This is a genomic window from Polaribacter sp. Asnod1-A03, from assembly GCF_045063585.1.
Classification (GTDB): domain Bacteria; phylum Bacteroidota; class Bacteroidia; order Flavobacteriales; family Flavobacteriaceae; genus Polaribacter.
This window is the reverse complement of the sequence record NZ_JBEFOE010000009.1, coordinates 2,394,016-2,411,966: the sequence shown is the minus strand read 5'-3', so window position 1 is coordinate 2,411,966 and position 17,951 is coordinate 2,394,016. Positions and strand designations below refer to the sequence as shown.

Sequence of the window (17,951 nt, the reverse complement as noted above, 5' to 3'; positions counted from 1 at the left end):
AAATGAAACTAAAAACAATAAAAAAACTATGCGTCGTTATTCCAATGATTCTTGTAATGGTATCATGTAGCGAAACATTTTTAGAAGTAGAACCAAAAGGAACTGCACTAGAAGATAATTATTACAAAAATGAAGCCGAAGCTTATGCTGGTTTAATATCTATTTATGATATAATGGGTTTTCAATCTAATGGTTTTGAAAATATGTTGCTTTTTTTGAATTCAGGCTCAGATGACCATTTTACTGGAGGTGGAGGTATATCAGACCAAGCTTCATCACAAGTCTTTTCTAATTATACCATAAGTCCATCAACTGTAGGTTCAAGTTTTTGGGGACTTTTTTACCAAGGTATTTTTCGTGCCAATACGCTTATATTAAAACTACCGGATGTAGATATGGCTGAGGTTACAAAAGCACGGTTTACAGCAGAATCAAAAGTACTAAGAGCTATTTATTATTTTGAATTGGTAAGACTATTTAAAAATATTCCACTTATTACAACTCCATTAAGTACAGATGAAATCTATAATGTAACACAAGCAGACTCTAATGATGTATATGCTCAAATAGAAACAGATTTATTAGAAGCAATACCAAATCTTCCTATCTCATTAGATTTAACAAATGAAGCTGGGCGTATAACTAAAGGGGCAGCAAAAGCTCTTTTAGGAAAAGTATATTTATTCCAAGGAAAAAATAGTGAAGCAGTTGCCCAACTTGCTGAAGTAAACGGAACTCCAGGAACTACAAGTTCTTATGGTTATAAACTATTAGATGATTTTTCTAAATTATGGGAAGTTGATAATAACTACCACAGCGAATCTATTATTGAAATTGCTTTTACTGATCAAAGTAATGGTGTTTGGGGAGACATAGGTGAAGGAAATACTTTAAACCAATATGTGGGTCCAAGGTCGTTTGTACGTGTTGGAGCAAATGCACCAGATTATGCTGGTGGTTGGGGTTTTAATATTGTTACTCAAAGTTTACGAGATGCAATGTTAGGAGATCCAAGATTTGATTCGACTATTGAAGACTTACAAGCACTTTCAGATGCAGGAGAAATAACTTATGAACCAAGTTATCAAAATACTGGGTATTTTCTTAAAAAATTTATGCCTTTAAAATCTGAAATTTCTACAGGTGGTGGTAATGCTGAATTAAATTTTAGACAACATACCTACATGATGCGTTTAGCAGATACTTACTTAATGGAAGCTGAAGCATTAGGAGGTTCTGGAGACCGTGCTCAAGCATTACTTGATGCAGTTAGATCTAGAGTTGGCTTGCCATCAATACCAGTTTCTATAGATGTTATTTTAAATGAACGTCGTTTAGAATTAGCCGGAGAAGGACATAGATGGTATGATTTGGTAAGAACAGGTAAAGCACCTGCAGCGTTAGCAAGTAAAGGTTTTACACCTGGAAAAAATGAAATTCTACCAATTCCTTTGGCTGAATTAGAAAACACCAAACTTGTTCAAAACCCAAATTATTAATACATAAAATAAAATTATTATGAATTTATATTTAAAATTAAAATACATTATTAAGTTTTTTCCTATAGTTTTAATGGTTTTAGTCATAACATCTTGTCAACCGGAAGAGCTAGGTGAAGGAAATGGACTTACAACAACCGATTTAGATGCTGGTTTTACTATAACTCCGGTTACAGATGCTAATAATACTTATTCATTGAATGCGAATAGTAGTTATATAACTTCAAGTTGGGATTTAGGGAAAGGTGCTGGTTATGTTTCTGGTAGTAATACGGAAGAAGTTTTTTTTCCTGATGCAGGAACTTACACTATTTCACATAAAGTAACTGGAATAGGTGGTCTTTCAGAAATTGTTTCTCAACAATTAGATGTAGAAACATCAGACCCTATTGCAGGAAATATTGTAAAAGGAGGAAAATTTGTAGATGCTAGTGATCATAGCGAATGGACAGTTTTAAACATCAGTGCTTCTGGTGCGAATTGGACTTTTAATGATGGTAGCGCTACTATTACAGCAAGTGGATACAATCAACAAGGAATTTATCAAGCTATTGAAGTTATTGCAGATAAAGAATATTCTTTAGATATGTTAGTCTCTGGTGACTCTAATGATGAAACTTGGTTTGAAGTAATGGCGAGTAAAGTTGAACCTATACAATGGAACGATTATGCAAATAATATTGTTATGGGACTAAATACCTGGGATGGCTGTGGAACAGGTTCATTTAGTGGTTTACTTTCATCTGTAGGCTGTGTTGATAATTCTTATTCTAATTCAAAAAGTAACGTTGTAACTTTTGATACTTCTGGAACAATATATCTAGTAATAAAATGTGGAGGTGCCCAAACATCAGGTATTACCATTAAAAATATAGAAATGAGAGGTAGTAAATAAATCAACAATAATAAATTTGAATTAGTTTCTTGATTATCTAAATTCCTCATTTTGTATTTGAATTTGAGCCATTTTAATAATTAAAAATTAAAATAGAGACTTTAACATGTATTAAAGCTATAAAACATCAACTTAACAATTATCAAAAAAAATGAAAAATAAATATTTATCAATAGTAATATTGATGCTACTAGCATCCTGTAATGTTTCAAAAAAAGAAGAAACAGTAAATGTTGATATAAAACCTGATAAAAGCCAAATAAAATCTTTTCTTAGTCAAAAAATTACTGTTTACACAACTGCAGAAAACACAAGTTTAAGACTTTCAAAAACCAATGAAATTGTATTTAAACCCTCTAATCAACCAACTGAAACAGATATTTCTGTTTTTGTAAACACTAACAAAACATTTCAAAAATTTTTAGGAATTGGAGGAGCAATAACAGATGCATCTTCTGAGGTTTTTTCTAAACTTAGTATAGATAAGCAAGAAGAATTACTAAAAGCTTATTACTCTGAAGAAGGAATAAATTATAATCTAATTAGAACAAGTATTCACAGTAGCGACTTTGGTTTGGGAAGTCATACCTACATAGAAGAAGGAGATGCTGAACTAAAAACATTTTCAATAATAAAAGATAAAGAAAAACGTATTCCCATGATTAAAAGAGCTCAGGCTCTTATTAAAGATGATTTGGTATTTTATGCAAGTCCTTGGAGTCCTCCTGCTTTTATGAAAACCAACAATAATATGTTGCATGGTGGTAAGTTATTACCTGAATATAATCAGGCTTGGGCAAATTATTATGTAAAGTTTATTGAAGCTTATGAAGCGGAAGACATACCTGTTTGGGGTGTTACCATTCAAAATGAACCTATGGCAGTTCAAATATGGGAATCTTGTATTTATACAGCTGAAGAAGAACGTGATTTCTTAAAAAATTACTTAGGTCCAACCTTCGAAAAAGCTGGAATGAGTGATAAAAACATTGTAGTTTGGGATCACAACAGAGATTTACTGTCTCAAAGAGCAAATACTATTTTTGAAGATGCAGAAGCAGCAAAATACGCTTGGGGAACAGGTTTTCATTGGTATGAAACTTGGGCTGGTGGCGAACCTATGTATGATAATCTTAAAAATATTAAAGAATCATTTCCTGATAAAAACCTATTATTCACCGAAGGTTGTCAAGAAGCATTTGATGCTACACAATACGAAAGATGGTCTAACGCAGAACGTTATGGAAATTCTATGATAAATGATTTTAATAGCGGTGTAGTTGGTTGGACAGATTGGAATATTTTACTAAATGAAAAAGGTGGGCCAAATCATGTGGGAAATTTTTGCTTCGCACCTATTCATGCAGACACACAAACGGGAGAATTAATTTATACTCCTTCTTACTATTATATCGGTCATTTTTCAAAGTTTATAAATCCTAATGCGGTTAGAGTAAGTACAACAACAAGTAGAAGCACCATAGAAAGTACAACTTTTAAAAATACAAACGGCTCAATGGTAACTGTAGTGATGAATAAAACCGATCAAAAAATCAATTATAATTTTATGGTAAATGACAGCAATATTTCTTTAGAAATTTTACCTCATGCTATGCAAACATTAGTATATTAAATATGAAGAAAGTTCTATTATTAGTTTTAGTTTTTGGTTACATATCTTGTAAGAACTCCACAAATACAATTAAGAATTCTCCAAAAAGTACTATTGAAAAAAAGGTGGATAGCCTTTTAAACATAATGACTTTAAAAGAAAAAGTTGGTCAAATGAATCAATACAGTGGATTTTGGGATGCCACTGGACCTACTCCAAAAGGAGGAGATAAAGCTGCTAGGTATGAAGATTTAAAAAAAGGATATGTAGGCTCTATGCTTAACGTAAAAGGTGTAAAACAAATTACAGCACTTCAAAAAATAGCCGTAGAAGAAACTCGGTTAGGTATTCCCTTAATCTTTGGTTTTGATGTTATTCATGGTTATAAAACTATAGGGCCTATTCCTTTAGCAGAATCTGCTAGTTGGGATTTAAAAGCTATTAAAAAAGCAGCTGAAAATGCCGCTGAAGAAACGGCTGCTTCTGGTATAAATTGGACGTTTGCTCCAATGATAGATATATCTAGAGATGCACGTTGGGGTCGAGTGATGGAAGGTGCAGGAGAAGATCCTTTTTTAGGTTCTAAAATAGGAGTTGCTAGAGTTAAAGGTTTTCAAGGTGAAGATTTATCTTCTCCCAAAACAATCGCAGCTTGTGCAAAACATTTTGCTGCTTATGGTTTTGCTGAGGCTGGACGTGAATATAATACTGTAGACATTGGTACTTCAACCTTGTATAATATTGTGTTCCCTCCTTTTAAAGCCGTAACTGAAGCGGATGTAAGAACCTTTATGAATGCTTTTAATTTATTAAATGACATACCAGCAACAGGTAACGAATTTCTTCAACGCAAAATATTAAAAAAAGATTGGAATTTTAGTGGATTTATAGTTTCAGATTGGGGATCTATTGGAGAAATGGTAACTCATGGTTATGCAGAAAATAATAAGCAAGCAACAGAATTAGCAGTTAAAGCAGGCTCAGATATGGACATGGAATCTAATGCTTATATAAAAGAATTGGCCAACCTCGTTAAGCAAGGAACAGTGGATGAGCAACTCGTTGATGATGCAGTAAAACGCATTTTAAGAGTAAAGTTTGAATTAGGTCTTTTTGAAGATCCTTATAGGTATTGTGATGAGGAAAATGAAAAGAAGGTTGTTGGCAAAAAAACATTTCATGATGATGCTTTAGATATTGCTAAAAAATCGATAGTACTTCTTAAAAATGAAAACAACCTTTTACCATTAAAAAAAGAAAATCAAAAAATAGCTATAATAGGAGCCTTAGCAAATGATAAAACCAGTCCGCTTGGTAATTGGAGAATAGCTGGCGACGATGGTACAGCAATTTCGGTTATAGAAGGACTTCAACAATATAAAGGTAATTCCTTAAAATATGCCAAAGGTGCCGATGTTCTAATGCCAAATTCAAAGCTTTCATTTGTAAATGAACTTTTAATAAATGAAACTGATACTTCTGGGTTTTCTGAAGCTATAAAGTTGGCAAAAGAATCTAACGTTGTTGTTATGGTTTTAGGTGAACATGGCTTGCAAACAGGTGAAGGAAGGAGTAGATCTAATATAGATTTACCAGGTGTGCAACAAGAACTTTTAGAAGAAATATATAAAGTAAATAAGAATATAGTACTTGTTTTAACAAATGGAAGACCATTAGCAATTCCTTGGGCTGCTGAACATATTCCGGCAATAGTAGAAGCATGGCAATTAGGAGTTCAAAGCGGTAATGCTATTGCTCAGGTTTTATACGGAGATTATAATCCAAGTGGTAAACTTCCCATGACTTTTCCAAAAAATGTTGGGCAAGTTCCTATTTATTATAATCATAAAAGTACAGGCAGACCTTATGGTGAAAATAATGATGTCGTTTTTTGGTCGCATTATATTGATGAAAGTAATAGACCATTGTATCCTTTTGGCTTCGGTTTAAGTTATACTTCTTTTTCTTACGAAAACTTAAAAATAAATAAAATTACAGATAGAGAAATTAAAGTTTCGGTAGATCTTACTAATACAGGAACAGTAAAAGGAAAGGAAGTTACACAACTATATATTCACGACAAATATGCTTCTGTAGTAAGACCAGTAAGAGAATTAAAAGGTTTTGAATTAGTAGAGTTAGAACCTAAAGAAACCAAAACAATTGAATTTACTTTATCTGAAAAAGAGCTAGGGTTTTACACAAACACAGGAGAATTTATCGTTGAACCAGGAGAGTTTAATGTATTTATAGGAGGAAGCTCTAACGCTACATTAACTGATAATTTCAACTTAAAATAAATTACGAAGAAGAAGAAAAGTATGAAAAATTTAAAACTATTAATTAGACTGTTAACAGTTTTTACCATATTACTTTGGGCATTTAGCTGTAGCTCTAAAGACTTAAACTCAGATAATACTGATTCAAAACCTACAAACTTATCTATATCTAGTCTTAAAGTTGGTGTAGATAACAACAACCCTAATGGTGATGGTAGTGGTATTACTAACTTTACAATAACTGCTACAAATGCGACTTCATATAATGTGTTAATTAATGATGAATTACTAAAGTTAACAAACAATACTTTTAGCTATACGTTTACCAAAGGTGGTACTAACGAATATTCAGTAATAGTTTCTGCATATAATGAAAATGGATTTACCAGCGCCACTTATTCATTAACCATTTTTGTTTCTGTTGATATAACGTTAGTTTGGTCTGATGAATTTGATATTGATGGAGCTCCAGACCCAAATAACTGGACTTATGATTTAGGTGATCATGGTTGGGGAAATAATGAACTACAAAACTATACCAATAATTCAGAAAACGTCATTGTAAAAAATGGTGTTCTTAAAATTATTGCAAAAGCAAATGGTACAGGTTATACATCAGCAAGAATAAAATCTCAAGGATTACAAGCATTTAAATATGGTAAAATAGAAGTAAGAGCAAAATTACCTATTACCCAGGGTACATGGCCTGCTATATGGATGCTAGGTTCTAATTTTAATTCTGTTGGATGGCCACATTGTGGAGAAATCGATATTATGGAGCAAAAAGGTTGGGAAAAGAATAAAGTTTTAGGAACTTTTCACTGGCAAGATAATGTAAGCGATTCTTATGCGGGTTATGGTATAGAAACTGAGGCTAGTACATCTACATCAGAATTTCATTTATACTCTTTAGATTGGAGGGCCGATGTGATTCAAGTACTATACGACGATGTGCCTTATGTAACGTTTACTAATAACAACAATTTACCTTTTAATTCAGACTTTTTCTTCATCTTGAATATTGCAATGGGTGGTAATTTAGGAGGTGATGTTGACACCAATTTCACACAAGACTCTATGGAGATTGATTATGTAAGAGTTTACCAATAAAAAGTTTCATTTTCAATTCATTGAGTTAAAGACAAGAAAAAAAAATACTTCTTTATACAAAAAATCAAAGAAGCTAATAATAATTTAAAATTAAAAGAAATGAAAAAAAGCACTTATTTACTTCTAATTGCAGCTGTATCAGCTTTAGGTGGTTTACTTTTTGGCTATGACACAGGTGTAATTAATGGAGCTCAATTTTATTTAACTGAACACTTTAATTTAAGTGATGCTTTAAAAGGATGGGTTGTAGGAAGCGCTCTCTTGGGCTGTTTTGTTGGTGCAATCGTTGCTGGACCATTAAGTATTAAAATAGGTAGAAAATGGTCTTTAATTATTTCTGCTATCTTTTTCACACTCTCTGCTTTTGGGTCTGGATTACCAGAAATATTTCCGCAATCAGTTAGCATGTTGGTTTTTTTTAGAATTTTAGGTGGTTTAGGTATTGGCGTTGCATCAATGAATGCACCAATGTATATTGCAGAAATTGCACCTTCTAATATTAGAGGTCGTATGGTTACTTACTATCAATTGGCTATTGTTATTGGTTTTTTTGTAGTATTCCTAGCAACTTATTTTATTGGTAATAATTTAACTGTTGCAGAGAATATAGATTTTGGGTGGAGACGTATGTTTTGGTCAGAATTAATACCAAGTATTATCTTTTTGGTATTGTTATTTGTTGTTCCTAAAAGCCCTAGATGGTTAGCTTTAAAAGGAAAAGATAAAGAAGCTTTATCTGTTTTACAAAAAATAAATGGTAAAAAAGAAGCATCAAAAGAAATCGAACTTATTAAAAAATCATTAAACGATAATAACGATGGTACTAAAGTAAACTATTTTTCTAAAACTATATTAGTTATTATTATAATTGGTACAGTGCTTTCTATGTTGCAACAGTTTACAGGAATTAATGCTGTATTATATTATGGTGCAGATATTTTTGAAAAATCACTTGGTTTTGGAAAAGAAGATGTACTTGCTCAACAAATACTTTTGGCTTTTGTAAATTTAGTATTCACTTTTGTTGCTATGTTTACTGTAGATAAATTTGGAAGAAAACCTCTTCTTTACATAGGTTCTACAGGTATGATTATTGGATTCTTACTTTTAGGAATTTCTTTACAACAACAAAATGTAGGTATATTATCTTTAATTGGTGTATTGCTTTTTATTGCATCTTTTGCTCTTTCCATGGGACCAGTAGTATGGGTTTTATTATCAGAAATGTTTCCAAATAAAATAAGAAGTGTTGCTATGTCTGTAGCTGTAGCAGCACAATGGGCCGCAAATTATATGGTATCACAATCTTTTCCTGTTGTAATGGGTAGTGAAATCAATAATAGCATTCCATGGAATGGCTCTTTACCATATTTTATATTTATAGTATTTATTTTAATAATTGTATTTATAACATATAAATTTATTCCTGAAACAAGAGGAAAGTCTTTAGAAGAATTAGAAAAAGAAATGATGAAAAATTAATACCTGATGTGATAATTAAGAAAAATATTATTTATTAGTACCAGAGAAGTAATTAAATACAATTATTTATTATGATAAAAATAATGTAACAAGTGTAGAGTTTCCTGTTTAGACTCTCAAATATTTATGTATAGTTTTAAAATTCCACAACTTTTGGGCTTGATACTGAATAAAAATAGAATTTAGTTACCTAGAAACAAAAAAAGCTGACTTTAAAAGTCAGCTTTCTCTTATTGTACAGGCGGAGAGACTCGAACTCTCACACCTCGCGGCACTAGATCCTAAGTCTAGCGTGTCTACCAATTCCACCACGCCTGCAATTTGGATTGCAAATATAAACAAACATCTCAAATTACAAAGTAGTTCATAATTATTTTTTATTTTTACTCATATTTAAAAAATATTCAATGAATACTGTAAAAGCTTACATTAAAAATAATAAAGATCGTTTTATCGACGAACTTATTCAACTTTTAAAAATCCCTTCTATTAGTGCAGATGCTTCTTACCATAAAGAAATCTTACTTTCTGCCGATTTTGTTAAAAAAAGTTTAGAAAAAGCGGGTTGTGATAAAGTAGAATTATGCGACACTCCTGGAAATCCTATTATTTATGGCGAAAAAATTATTGATGAAACTTTGCCTACAGTTTTAGTATATGGTCATTATGATGTACAACCTGCAGATCCTATAGAACTTTGGACTTCTCCTCCATTTGAACCTGTAATTAAAAAAACAGAAATTCATCCAGAAGGCGCCATTTTTGCACGTGGTTCTTGTGATGATAAAGGACAAATGTACATGCATGTAAAAGCATTAGAATACATGACTTCTACAGGGAATTTACCTTGTAATGTAAAATTTATGATTGAAGGTGAAGAAGAAGTAGGATCAGAAAGTTTGTCTTGGTTTGTACCAAGAAATAAAGAAAAATTAGCCAATGATGTTATCTTAATTTCTGATACAGGAATGATTGCCAACAATATTCCATCAATAACAACTGGTTTACGTGGTTTAAGTTATGTAGAAGTAGAAGTTACCGGCCCAAATAGAGATTTACATTCTGGTTTATACGGTGGTGCTGTTGCAAATCCTATCAATATTTTAACAAAAATGATTGCTTCTTTACATGATGAAGACAATCATATTACAATTCCTAGTTTTTATGATAATGTAGAAGAATTATCTACAGAAGAAAGAGCACAAATGGCAAAAGCGCCTTTTTCTTTAGAAGATTACAAAGCTGCCTTAGCAATTGATGATGTTTATGGAGAAAATGGTTTTTCTACCAACGAAAGAAATGCCATAAGACCTACTTTAGATGTAAACGGAATTTGGGGTGGTTATATTGGCGAAGGTGCAAAAACAGTAATTGCAAGTAAAGCGTATGCAAAAATTTCGATGCGTTTGGTACCAAACCAAGATTGGAAACAAATTACTGAGTTATTTAAAAATCATTTCGAAAGCATTGCTCCAAAATCTGTAAAAGTAAAAGTAACGCCGCATCACGGAGGACAAGGTTATGTTACACCAATAAACACAACGGCTTATAAAGCTGCTAGTAAAGCATACGAAACTACGTTTGATAAAACTCCTATACCACAAAGAAGCGGTGGTAGTATACCAATTGTAGCATTGTTTGAGCAAGAATTAAATAGTAAAAGTATTTTAATGGGCTTCGGTTTAAACTCAGATGCAATACATTCTCCAGACGAACATTTTGGAGTTTGGAATTATCTAAAAGGTATTGAAACCATTCCGTATTTTTATCAATATTTCATAGAATTATCAAAAGAAACCAAATAACAAATCTATAAATGAAAACAACACACTTAAAGTCAATTGCGTTTTTTTGCATATCTGTATTTATTGCTTCTTGCTCTACAAAAGAGGAACAGAAAGAGTTTACAATTGCAGAATATGAAGCTGCTGCCACACATATGGACAGAAGTTTATACAGCTTGGTTTACAATCAAGTTTCTGGAACTACGTTTATAAATAACAATAAATTTATCTATTCTACAACCAATAAAAATGGTCAAAAATTTCTTCTTGTTGATGCAAAATCAAAAACGAAAAAAGAAGCTTTTGATCATCAAAAATTAGCCGAAGTTTTATCAAAAGAACTAGACAAAGAAGTTGATGTAAATGCATTACCTTTTAGAAGTGTTAATTTATCTGACGATTTAAAAACAGTAAACTTTACTGCATTTAGACAAGATTTTAGTTATAACTTAGAAACAGAAAAACTATCAAAAGTTACCTCAAAATTAAAAAGAGCTTCTAAAAACGAACATGTTTCTCCTAATGGAAAATTGGCTGCTTATATAGACAATTATAATCTTTGGGTTCGTAATTTAGAAACCAATAAAAAAACGCAACTTACTTTTGATGGACAGCAAGATTACGGTTACGCAACCAATAATGCAGGTTGGATTAAAAGTGATGGAGCTGTTTTAAAATGGTCTCCAAATTCTGATAAAATTGCTACTTTTCAGCAAGATGCAAGAGGAGTTGGTATGATGTATTTAACCTCTACAAATGTTGGTCATCCTAAATTAGAAGCTTGGAAACATCCTTTACCTGGAGATGACAAAATATTTACCATAGAAAGAGTAATTATTCATTTAGGCAACAAACCAAAGACCGTGCGTTTAAAAATGGATGCAGACTTTCAAAGAGGAACTACAACAGACCATATTGCTAATAGAAGAAACGAATTATTAGATGCACAATGGAATAAAGAAGGAACAAAATTTGCTTTTGTTTCTGGATCTAGAGATCATAAAATTGCTAATTTACAAATTGCAGATGCTACTACCGGAAATGTAAAATCAATTCATAAAGAAGAAGTTGATACATATTATGAATCTGGAGTAAGAGCAGAAAATTGGCAAGTTTTATTTGATTCTAATGAGTTTATTTGGTATTCAGAAAAAACAAATTGGGGACATATTTATTTGTATGATTTAGAAACTAAGCAGTTAAAAAATCAAATTACAACAGGAAACTGGATTGTAAAACAAGTTAAAAATATTGATGAGGAAAAGAGACAAATTTACTTTGTTGCTGGAGGAAAAGAAGAAGGAAACCCGTATCATAATTATTACTACTCTGTAAATTTTGACGGCTCAAACCTTATCAACTTAACACCAAGTAAAGGAACGCATTCTGTTACTTTTTCTGATGATTATACAACTTTTGTAGATACTTATTCTACCACTACAACTCCACCTATTTCTGTTGTTAGAAATAGTAAAGGAGAAAAAATAATGGATTTAGAAACAGCCGATATTTCTGATTTAAAAGCTAAAAACTGGCAAGAACCTATTGAATTTTCTGTAAAAGCAAGAGATGAAAATACAGATTTATATGGAGTAATGTTCTTACCTAGTCATTATGATGAAAGTAAAAAATATCCTGTTTTAAATTACATTTATCCTGGACCACAATCTGGTTCTGTTGGAAGTTATGGTTTTAAACCTGTTTGGAGAGATTTCCAAGCAGCAGCAGAATTAGGTTTTGTAGTTGTTGCTGTTGACGCAATGGGTACACCAATGCGATCTAAATCTTTTCATGACGCATATTATGGAAATATGGGCGATAATGGTTTACCAGATAATATTACTGCTATTAAACAATTAGCTCAAAAATATAAAGGAATGGATATTGAAAGAGTTGGTATTTGGGGACATTCTGGTGGAGGTTTTGCTTCTACAAGAGCTGTTTTTGCGTATCCATATTTTTACGATGTTGCTGTTTCTGGTTCAGGAAATCATGATAATAGAAACTATGAAGCTGATTGGGGAGAAAAATGGCAAGGTCTTTTAATTGATGGTAATTTAGAAGGAAAAGTAGATGGAACAACTAACTATGATGGTCAAGCAAATCAATTAGTTGCCAAAGATTTAAAAGGAAAATTATTAATTACCCACGGTTCTGTAGATAATAATGTACATCCATCTAACACAATGCTGGTTGTAGAAGCTTTAATTAAAGCCAATAAAGATTTTGATATGATTTTGTTTCCTAACCAAAGACATGGTTATGGTAATATGACTAATTATATGACTCGTAGACGTTGGGATTATTTTGTTACCCATCTTCTACATGCCAAACCTGCAAAAGGTTTTGAAATAAAATAATATATAAAAATTCAGCTTTTAAAGAATCTTTTAGAAGCTGAATACTTAACTTTTTAATCCATTTTTTATGAAGTATCATTTTCAATTTGCCTTATTATTTTCAATCCTTTACTCTTTAAGTTCTTGTTCTCAGGGTTTAATGAGCGAAAAAAATAATTTCACAGAACAAGACACACTTAGAGGCTCTATTACTCCAGAAAGAATTTGGTGGGATTTAACTTATTATCATTTAGATATTGAAGTAAAACCTGATGAAAAATTCATTTCAGGAAAAAACACCATTAAATACAAAGTTTTAACGTCTAATAAATCAATGCAAATTGATTTACAAGATCCTTTAATCATTACAAAAGTTACACAAGACGGTAAAGAGTTAGAAGTAAAACATAACGGAAATGCACATTATGTTCAGCTTTTAAAAGATCAAATTGTAGGTAAAACAGAAAGTATTGTTGTCTATTATCAAGGAAACCCAAAAGAAGCAAGAAAAGCTCCTTGGGATGGTGGTTTTTCTTGGAAAAAAGACGCAAACGGCAATCATTTTGTAGCTACTTCTTGCCAAGGTTTAGGTGCAAGTGTTTGGTGGCCTAATAAAGATCATATGTATGACGAAGTAGAAAGTATGCGAATTAGTGTTACTGTTCCGGCTCATTTAATGGATGTTTCTAATGGTAGATTAGAAAGTGTAAAAGACAACGGAGCGACTAAAACATACAATTGGTTTGTAGACAACCCTATTAATAATTACGGAGTAAATGTAAATATTGGAGATTATGCACATTTTTCTGAAGTTTATGACGGAGAAAAAGGTCCTTTAGACATGGATTATTACGTTTTAAAAGACAATTTAGAAACCGCAAAAGAACACTTTAAAGATGCTCCTAAAATGATGAAAGCTTTTGAGTATTGGTTTGGTCCTTACCCTTTTTATGAAGACGGATATAAACTGGTAGAAACACCTTATTTAGGGATGGAACACCAAAGTTCAGTTACTTATGGTAACAAATTTAAAAAAGGATATTTAGGTCGTGATTTATCTGGTTCTGGTTGGGGATTAAAATTCGATTATATCATCATTCACGAATCTGGCCACGAATGGTTTGCAAACAATATTACCTATAAAGACATTGCAGATATGTGGGTTCATGAAAGTTTTACAGACTATTCTGAAAACATTTTTATCGATTATTATTATGGTAAAAAAGCAGCATCAGAATACGTAATCGGACAAAGAAAATCGATTAGAAACAAAGCTACAATTATTGGTAAATATGATGTAAACAAAGAAGGTTCTGGAGACATGTATAGTAAAGGAGCTAACATTTTACATACGTTAAGACAATGGATTGATAATGATGACAAATGGCGAGGTATTTTAAGAAAAATGAATAAAACATTTTATCATCAAACGGTAACTACAAAACAAATTGAAGATTTTTTAAGTACAGAAACAGGTTTTGATTTAAATCCTTTTTTCAATCAATATTTAAGAACCATCAAAATACCAACTTTAGAATACACAATAGAAAACGGAACTTTAAAATACCGTTGGGCTAATGTTGTATCTGGTTTTAAAATGCCTTTAAAAGTTATTATTGATAGTAACGAAAAATGGATTTATCCAACAGCAAAATGGCAAACTTTACCTAGTGAAAGTAAAGACCTTGAAATTGATGCAAATTTTTACATCTACAATAAGGAAATCAATTAAACTACTTTAAAATATATGCTTTTTTAATGTAATCTACTTCTGGGTAATTTTTCATTAAAAAAGCATTTCCATATTTATTTATAGAATCTTGTCTTCTACCCAATTTATCTCCGTAACCATCATAAAATTTCATTACGTTTTCTTGGCCTGCAATAACTTTTGCTATTACCGGAAATCCTTTTACTCCAGAATACTCAATCGAGTCTAACCTATTATTATCTTTTAAATTGATAAAAATTTGATTTGATCGTGTTCTCTTTCCTCCTCTTGCAAATGAAATTGCCATAGAATCGTTTTTAGCCAAAGCTGGTTCATCATCAATTCCTTTTTTCCAACTTTTATTTATAATACTATCATTATGAATTCCGAATTGAGCCACAAATTCTGGAACTACTCTAAAAATAGCTACATCTGTATAATAATCGTGTTTTATCATTTGATATAATCGATCAACTCCTTTAGGAGACCAAGGTCTTCTGGCTACAATATCAAAATTACCTTTTGTTGTTTCAAACCTTGCTTTAAAACTAATTGGCGCTTCTTCTTTAAGCCATTTTTCTTTAAATTTAACTGTAGCACAAGAGCTTAGGAATACAATACTTAAAATAAAAAAACTTTTTTTCATCATTGATTTCTTTTTGATTTTTAAACAAATGTAGATAAAATCTTCATTTATTTTAACTCTACATTTGTAGAATTCATTTTTTTATTCTATGTTTGTAGAGTAAAAAATAATATAAGCATGCAATTATCTAAAACCGAAGAACAATTAATGCAATATTTATGGAAACGTAAAAAAGCATTTTTAAAAGAATTATTAGAAGATTTTCCTGAACCTAAACCCGCAACAACAACGGTTGCAACTTTATTAAAAAGGATTTCTGATAAAGGTTTTATCGACTATAAATTGTTTGGGAAATCGAGAGAATATTTTCCGATTATTAAGAAAACAGACTATTTTTCTAACCATGTAAACGGATTGATCAAAAACTTCTTTAACGATTCTGCAAGTCAGTTTGCATCGTTTTTTACCAAAGAAACAAATCTTTCTACACAAGAATTAGAAGAATTAAAAAAAGTAATAGATTCTCAAATTAAAAAGCAACAAAAATGATTATATATCTACTAAAATCGGCAACTTGTTTGGCTTTATTATTGGCATTTTATCATTTAGTTCTAGAGAGAGAAAAAATGCACAATTTTAATCGTATTTATTTATTAAGCAGCATTTTATTTTCCTTTTTAGTGCCTTTATATATTATTTATATTGATGTACCACCTATTGTTTTACAAGCTACAGAAACGGTTCCTGAAATTATTGCAACCGAAAATTATCCAACAGAAAATATTATCGAAGAATCAATTAATTACACAAAAATATTTCTCGGTTTTTACGTATTTGTTTCTTTTATTTTATTGATACGATTTGTAAGAAACTTAATAAATATTCTTAATAAGATTAAAAAAAATACAAAAATTGCTTATCAAAATTCGACACTAGTTTTGGTTGATGATAAAATACTACCTCATACTTTTTGGAACTATATTTTTATCAATAAAAATGAATATGAAAATCAAAAAATTGAGCAAGAATTATTTACGCACGAGCTAACACATGTTACTCAAAAACACACATTAGACATTTTGATTCTTGAAATTATTCAAGTTGTTTGCTGGATAAATCCATTTTTTATTTTGTTAAAAAAAGCGATGAAATTAAATCATGAATTTTTAGCAGACGAAACTGTAATCAATCAACATAAAAACGCAATCCAATATCAGCACTTATTACTAAACAAAGCTGCTTGGAAAAACGACTATTACTTGGCCAGTAATTTGAATTATTCATTAACTAAAAAAAGATTAAAAATGATGACAACACAAAGTTCACAATCAAAAATCTTGTTAAAAAAACTGGCGGTAATTCCGTTATTAGCAAGTTTTGTATTCCTCTTTGCAGAAAGAGTTGAAGCACAAGAAATAATAGAAATTGCAGAAGAACCGACAGAAACAATTGTAGAAGAAAATTCTTCTTTAAGAAAAGGATTGTCAAATTCAGAAATGGATAAATATGTTCTTTTGATAAAGAAAGAAGGAGAGTTAATAATACAAAATCAATCAACAAATATCAATAACTTAAAAAAAGTAATTGATGCTGAAATTAATGATATTGAAGATGCTCATATTATTTTAGAAGCGGCTCCAAAAGCGAATCTAAATTATGAGCTTGTTAATGATATTAAAAATGAATTAAGAAAGTCTGGCATTTATAAGATTAGCTTTAAAAATTTTACGTTGTCACCAAAACCTCATAAGGTTTTATTAAAAAAACAAACTCCATTAAAAGGAAAGTTACCTAATGGTAAAATAGTAGAAGTAATCGAAGTAATTGAGGAAACTCCAGAAAAGAAAGAATATATAGATTCGCCAATTCAGTCGAATAAATCTTCTAAACAAAGTGTAAATCCTATTGAACTTAAGTTAAAAGATATTAATGAATTATATAAACAAGTAAATAATCCTCTAGATGTCTACAAAAGAAAAAACAACTACTATGAAGACGACAGAAAAAAAGAACCTCATTTCATAAAGAGTTCTGCAAAAAGACAGCTAGATTTAACAGATAGTTTTTCAGAATTAGGAAGTTTATATTTTGAACTATCAAAAGAGAATAAAAGAAAAGTAAAAAGACCAATTCATCCTCACAATCCTTATATAAGATTAATGAAAAACAACAAAGTCTTTTATAAATTAAGAAAAGATTTAACAGAAGAAGAAAAATTATTAATTCCACCTCCACCACCAAATCCTAATGCTTCTGAAACAGAAATTTTAAAAGCTAAAAATGCTTATGAAGCTTGGAAAAAAAGAACTGGAAATGACTTTGCTCCAAAATCACAAAAAAAAGTAAAAACAAAATCATATTCTATTAAAGTCCCAAAGAATTATCCAACAACTGGATTCAAAACTATAAATGGCAAACAACATTTTTATGTGAAGACTTATGGTAAAATAAAATACTATAACAGAGAGGGAAAATTAATAAATGAAAATGGGAAAGTACTTTCAGAAATTCAAGTTAATGCAACAGATATAATATCTGGGCAATATATTCCTCAGGTTGTTAATAAAGAAGGTGAAATCATTGCTGAGTTTAAAGATAATGATCCTAATTTTCATGAAAATAAAAAGAAATAAAATAAATTATAGCTCTAGATA

General features: G+C 30.7%; 12 protein-coding genes and 1 tRNA gene. 11 read left to right on the top strand and 2 right to left on the bottom strand.

Features of this window, described 5'->3' with window-relative positions; all coding sequences use genetic code 11:
- The first annotated feature begins 2 nt into the window (after window positions 1–2).
- The 6 genes from ACJJVY_RS10970 (at window position 3) to ACJJVY_RS10945 (ending at window position 8,877) form a co-directional block, all read left to right on the top strand.
- Window positions 3–1,499: a RagB/SusD family nutrient uptake outer membrane protein gene (locus ACJJVY_RS10970; protein ID WP_405608243.1), complete on the top strand. Its 1,497-nt coding sequence runs from the start codon at window positions 3–5 to the stop codon at window positions 1,497–1,499.
- A 19-nt stretch (window positions 1,500–1,518) separates the two neighbouring features.
- Window positions 1,519–2,394, top strand: a complete 876-nt coding sequence (locus tag ACJJVY_RS10965) for a hypothetical protein (RefSeq protein ID WP_405608240.1) — start codon at window positions 1,519–1,521, stop codon at window positions 2,392–2,394.
- A gap of 151 nt (window positions 2,395–2,545) precedes the next feature.
- On the top strand, window positions 2,546–4,027 hold the full coding sequence (locus ACJJVY_RS10960) for a glycoside hydrolase family 30 protein (protein WP_405608237.1): 1,482 nt from the start codon (window positions 2,546–2,548) through the stop codon (window positions 4,025–4,027).
- A gap of 2 nt (window positions 4,028–4,029) precedes the next feature.
- Entirely contained in the window at window positions 4,030–6,306 is a 2,277-nt protein-coding gene (gene bglX / locus ACJJVY_RS10955; protein WP_405608234.1) for a beta-glucosidase BglX, read from the top strand.
- Between the two features lie 21 nt (window positions 6,307–6,327).
- Entirely contained in the window at window positions 6,328–7,395 is a 1,068-nt protein-coding gene (locus ACJJVY_RS10950) for a family 16 glycosylhydrolase (protein ID WP_405608231.1), read from the top strand.
- Window positions 7,396–7,494: 99 nt separating this feature from the next.
- Window positions 7,495–8,877 carry a sugar porter family MFS transporter gene (locus tag ACJJVY_RS10945; protein ID WP_405608228.1) on the top strand — a complete coding sequence of 461 codons (1,383 nt, stop codon included), beginning with the start codon at window positions 7,495–7,497 and terminating at the stop codon, window positions 8,875–8,877.
- 236 nt (window positions 8,878–9,113) lie between these two features.
- On the opposite strand, the gene ACJJVY_RS10940 is transcribed toward ACJJVY_RS10945, so the two are convergent.
- Window positions 9,114–9,195, bottom strand: a tRNA-Leu gene (locus tag ACJJVY_RS10940).
- Window positions 9,196–9,284: 89 nt separating this feature from the next.
- On the opposite strand from ACJJVY_RS10940, the gene ACJJVY_RS10935 reads away from it, so the two are divergent.
- From ACJJVY_RS10935 to ACJJVY_RS10925, 3 genes are all read left to right on the top strand, one after another.
- Entirely contained in the window at window positions 9,285–10,682 is a 1,398-nt protein-coding gene (locus ACJJVY_RS10935) for a dipeptidase (protein WP_405608225.1), read from the top strand.
- A gap of 11 nt (window positions 10,683–10,693) precedes the next feature.
- Window positions 10,694–13,021 (top strand): DPP IV N-terminal domain-containing protein, encoded by a 2,328-nt coding sequence (locus ACJJVY_RS10930; RefSeq protein WP_405608222.1) that lies wholly within the window; start codon window positions 10,694–10,696, stop codon window positions 13,019–13,021.
- A 67-nt stretch (window positions 13,022–13,088) separates the two neighbouring features.
- Window positions 13,089–14,732: a M1 family metallopeptidase gene (locus tag ACJJVY_RS10925; protein ID WP_405608219.1), complete on the top strand. Its 1,644-nt coding sequence runs from the start codon at window positions 13,089–13,091 to the stop codon at window positions 14,730–14,732.
- Window position 14,733: 1 nt separating this feature from the next.
- Here ACJJVY_RS10925 and ACJJVY_RS10920 read toward each other — a convergent pair whose 3' ends face one another.
- Window positions 14,734–15,360 (bottom strand): peptidylprolyl isomerase, encoded by a 627-nt coding sequence (locus tag ACJJVY_RS10920; RefSeq protein ID WP_405608216.1) that lies wholly within the window; start codon window positions 15,358–15,360, stop codon window positions 14,734–14,736.
- Between the two features lie 114 nt (window positions 15,361–15,474).
- Here ACJJVY_RS10920 and ACJJVY_RS10915 point away from each other — a divergent pair, with 114 nt between their 5' ends.
- Together ACJJVY_RS10915 and ACJJVY_RS10910 are read left to right on the top strand one after the other, a co-directional pair.
- The gene (locus ACJJVY_RS10915) at window positions 15,475–15,846 is read left to right on the top strand and encodes a BlaI/MecI/CopY family transcriptional regulator (protein ID WP_405608213.1); all 372 of its coding nucleotides are present in this window, start codon (window positions 15,475–15,477) and stop codon (window positions 15,844–15,846) included.
- A complete protein-coding gene (locus ACJJVY_RS10910) occupies window positions 15,843–17,930 on the top strand; it encodes a M56 family metallopeptidase (RefSeq protein ID WP_405608210.1) in 2,088 nt (695 codons plus the stop codon). Before ACJJVY_RS10915 ends, ACJJVY_RS10910 begins: the two co-directional genes overlap by 4 nt.
- Window positions 17,931–17,951 lie beyond the last annotated feature (21 nt).

Bases quoted from the DNA above. Each gene is read 5' to 3' on its own strand.
- ACJJVY_RS10915 (WP_405608213.1), top strand. From the start codon at position 15,475: ATGCAATTATCTAAAACCGAAGAACAATTAATGCAATATTTATGGAAA.
- ACJJVY_RS10920 (WP_405608216.1), bottom strand. From the start codon at position 15,360: ATGATGAAAAAAAGTTTTTTTATTTTAAGTATTGTATTCCTAAGCTCT.
- bglX (WP_405608234.1), top strand. From the start codon at position 4,030: ATGAAGAAAGTTCTATTATTAGTTTTAGTTTTTGGTTACATATCTTGT.
- ACJJVY_RS10930 (WP_405608222.1), top strand. From the start codon at position 10,694: ATGAAAACAACACACTTAAAGTCAATTGCGTTTTTTTGCATATCTGTA.
- ACJJVY_RS10970 (WP_405608243.1), top strand. From the start codon at position 3: ATGAAACTAAAAACAATAAAAAAACTATGCGTCGTTATTCCAATGATT.
- ACJJVY_RS10935 (WP_405608225.1), top strand. From the start codon at position 9,285: ATGAATACTGTAAAAGCTTACATTAAAAATAATAAAGATCGTTTTATC.
- ACJJVY_RS10910 (WP_405608210.1), top strand. From the start codon at position 15,843: ATGATTATATATCTACTAAAATCGGCAACTTGTTTGGCTTTATTATTG.
- ACJJVY_RS10965 (WP_405608240.1), top strand. From the start codon at position 1,519: ATGAATTTATATTTAAAATTAAAATACATTATTAAGTTTTTTCCTATA.
- ACJJVY_RS10925 (WP_405608219.1), top strand. From the start codon at position 13,089: ATGAAGTATCATTTTCAATTTGCCTTATTATTTTCAATCCTTTACTCT.
- ACJJVY_RS10945 (WP_405608228.1), top strand. From the start codon at position 7,495: ATGAAAAAAAGCACTTATTTACTTCTAATTGCAGCTGTATCAGCTTTA.
- ACJJVY_RS10950 (WP_405608231.1), top strand. From the start codon at position 6,328: ATGAAAAATTTAAAACTATTAATTAGACTGTTAACAGTTTTTACCATA.
- ACJJVY_RS10960 (WP_405608237.1), top strand. From the start codon at position 2,546: ATGAAAAATAAATATTTATCAATAGTAATATTGATGCTACTAGCATCC.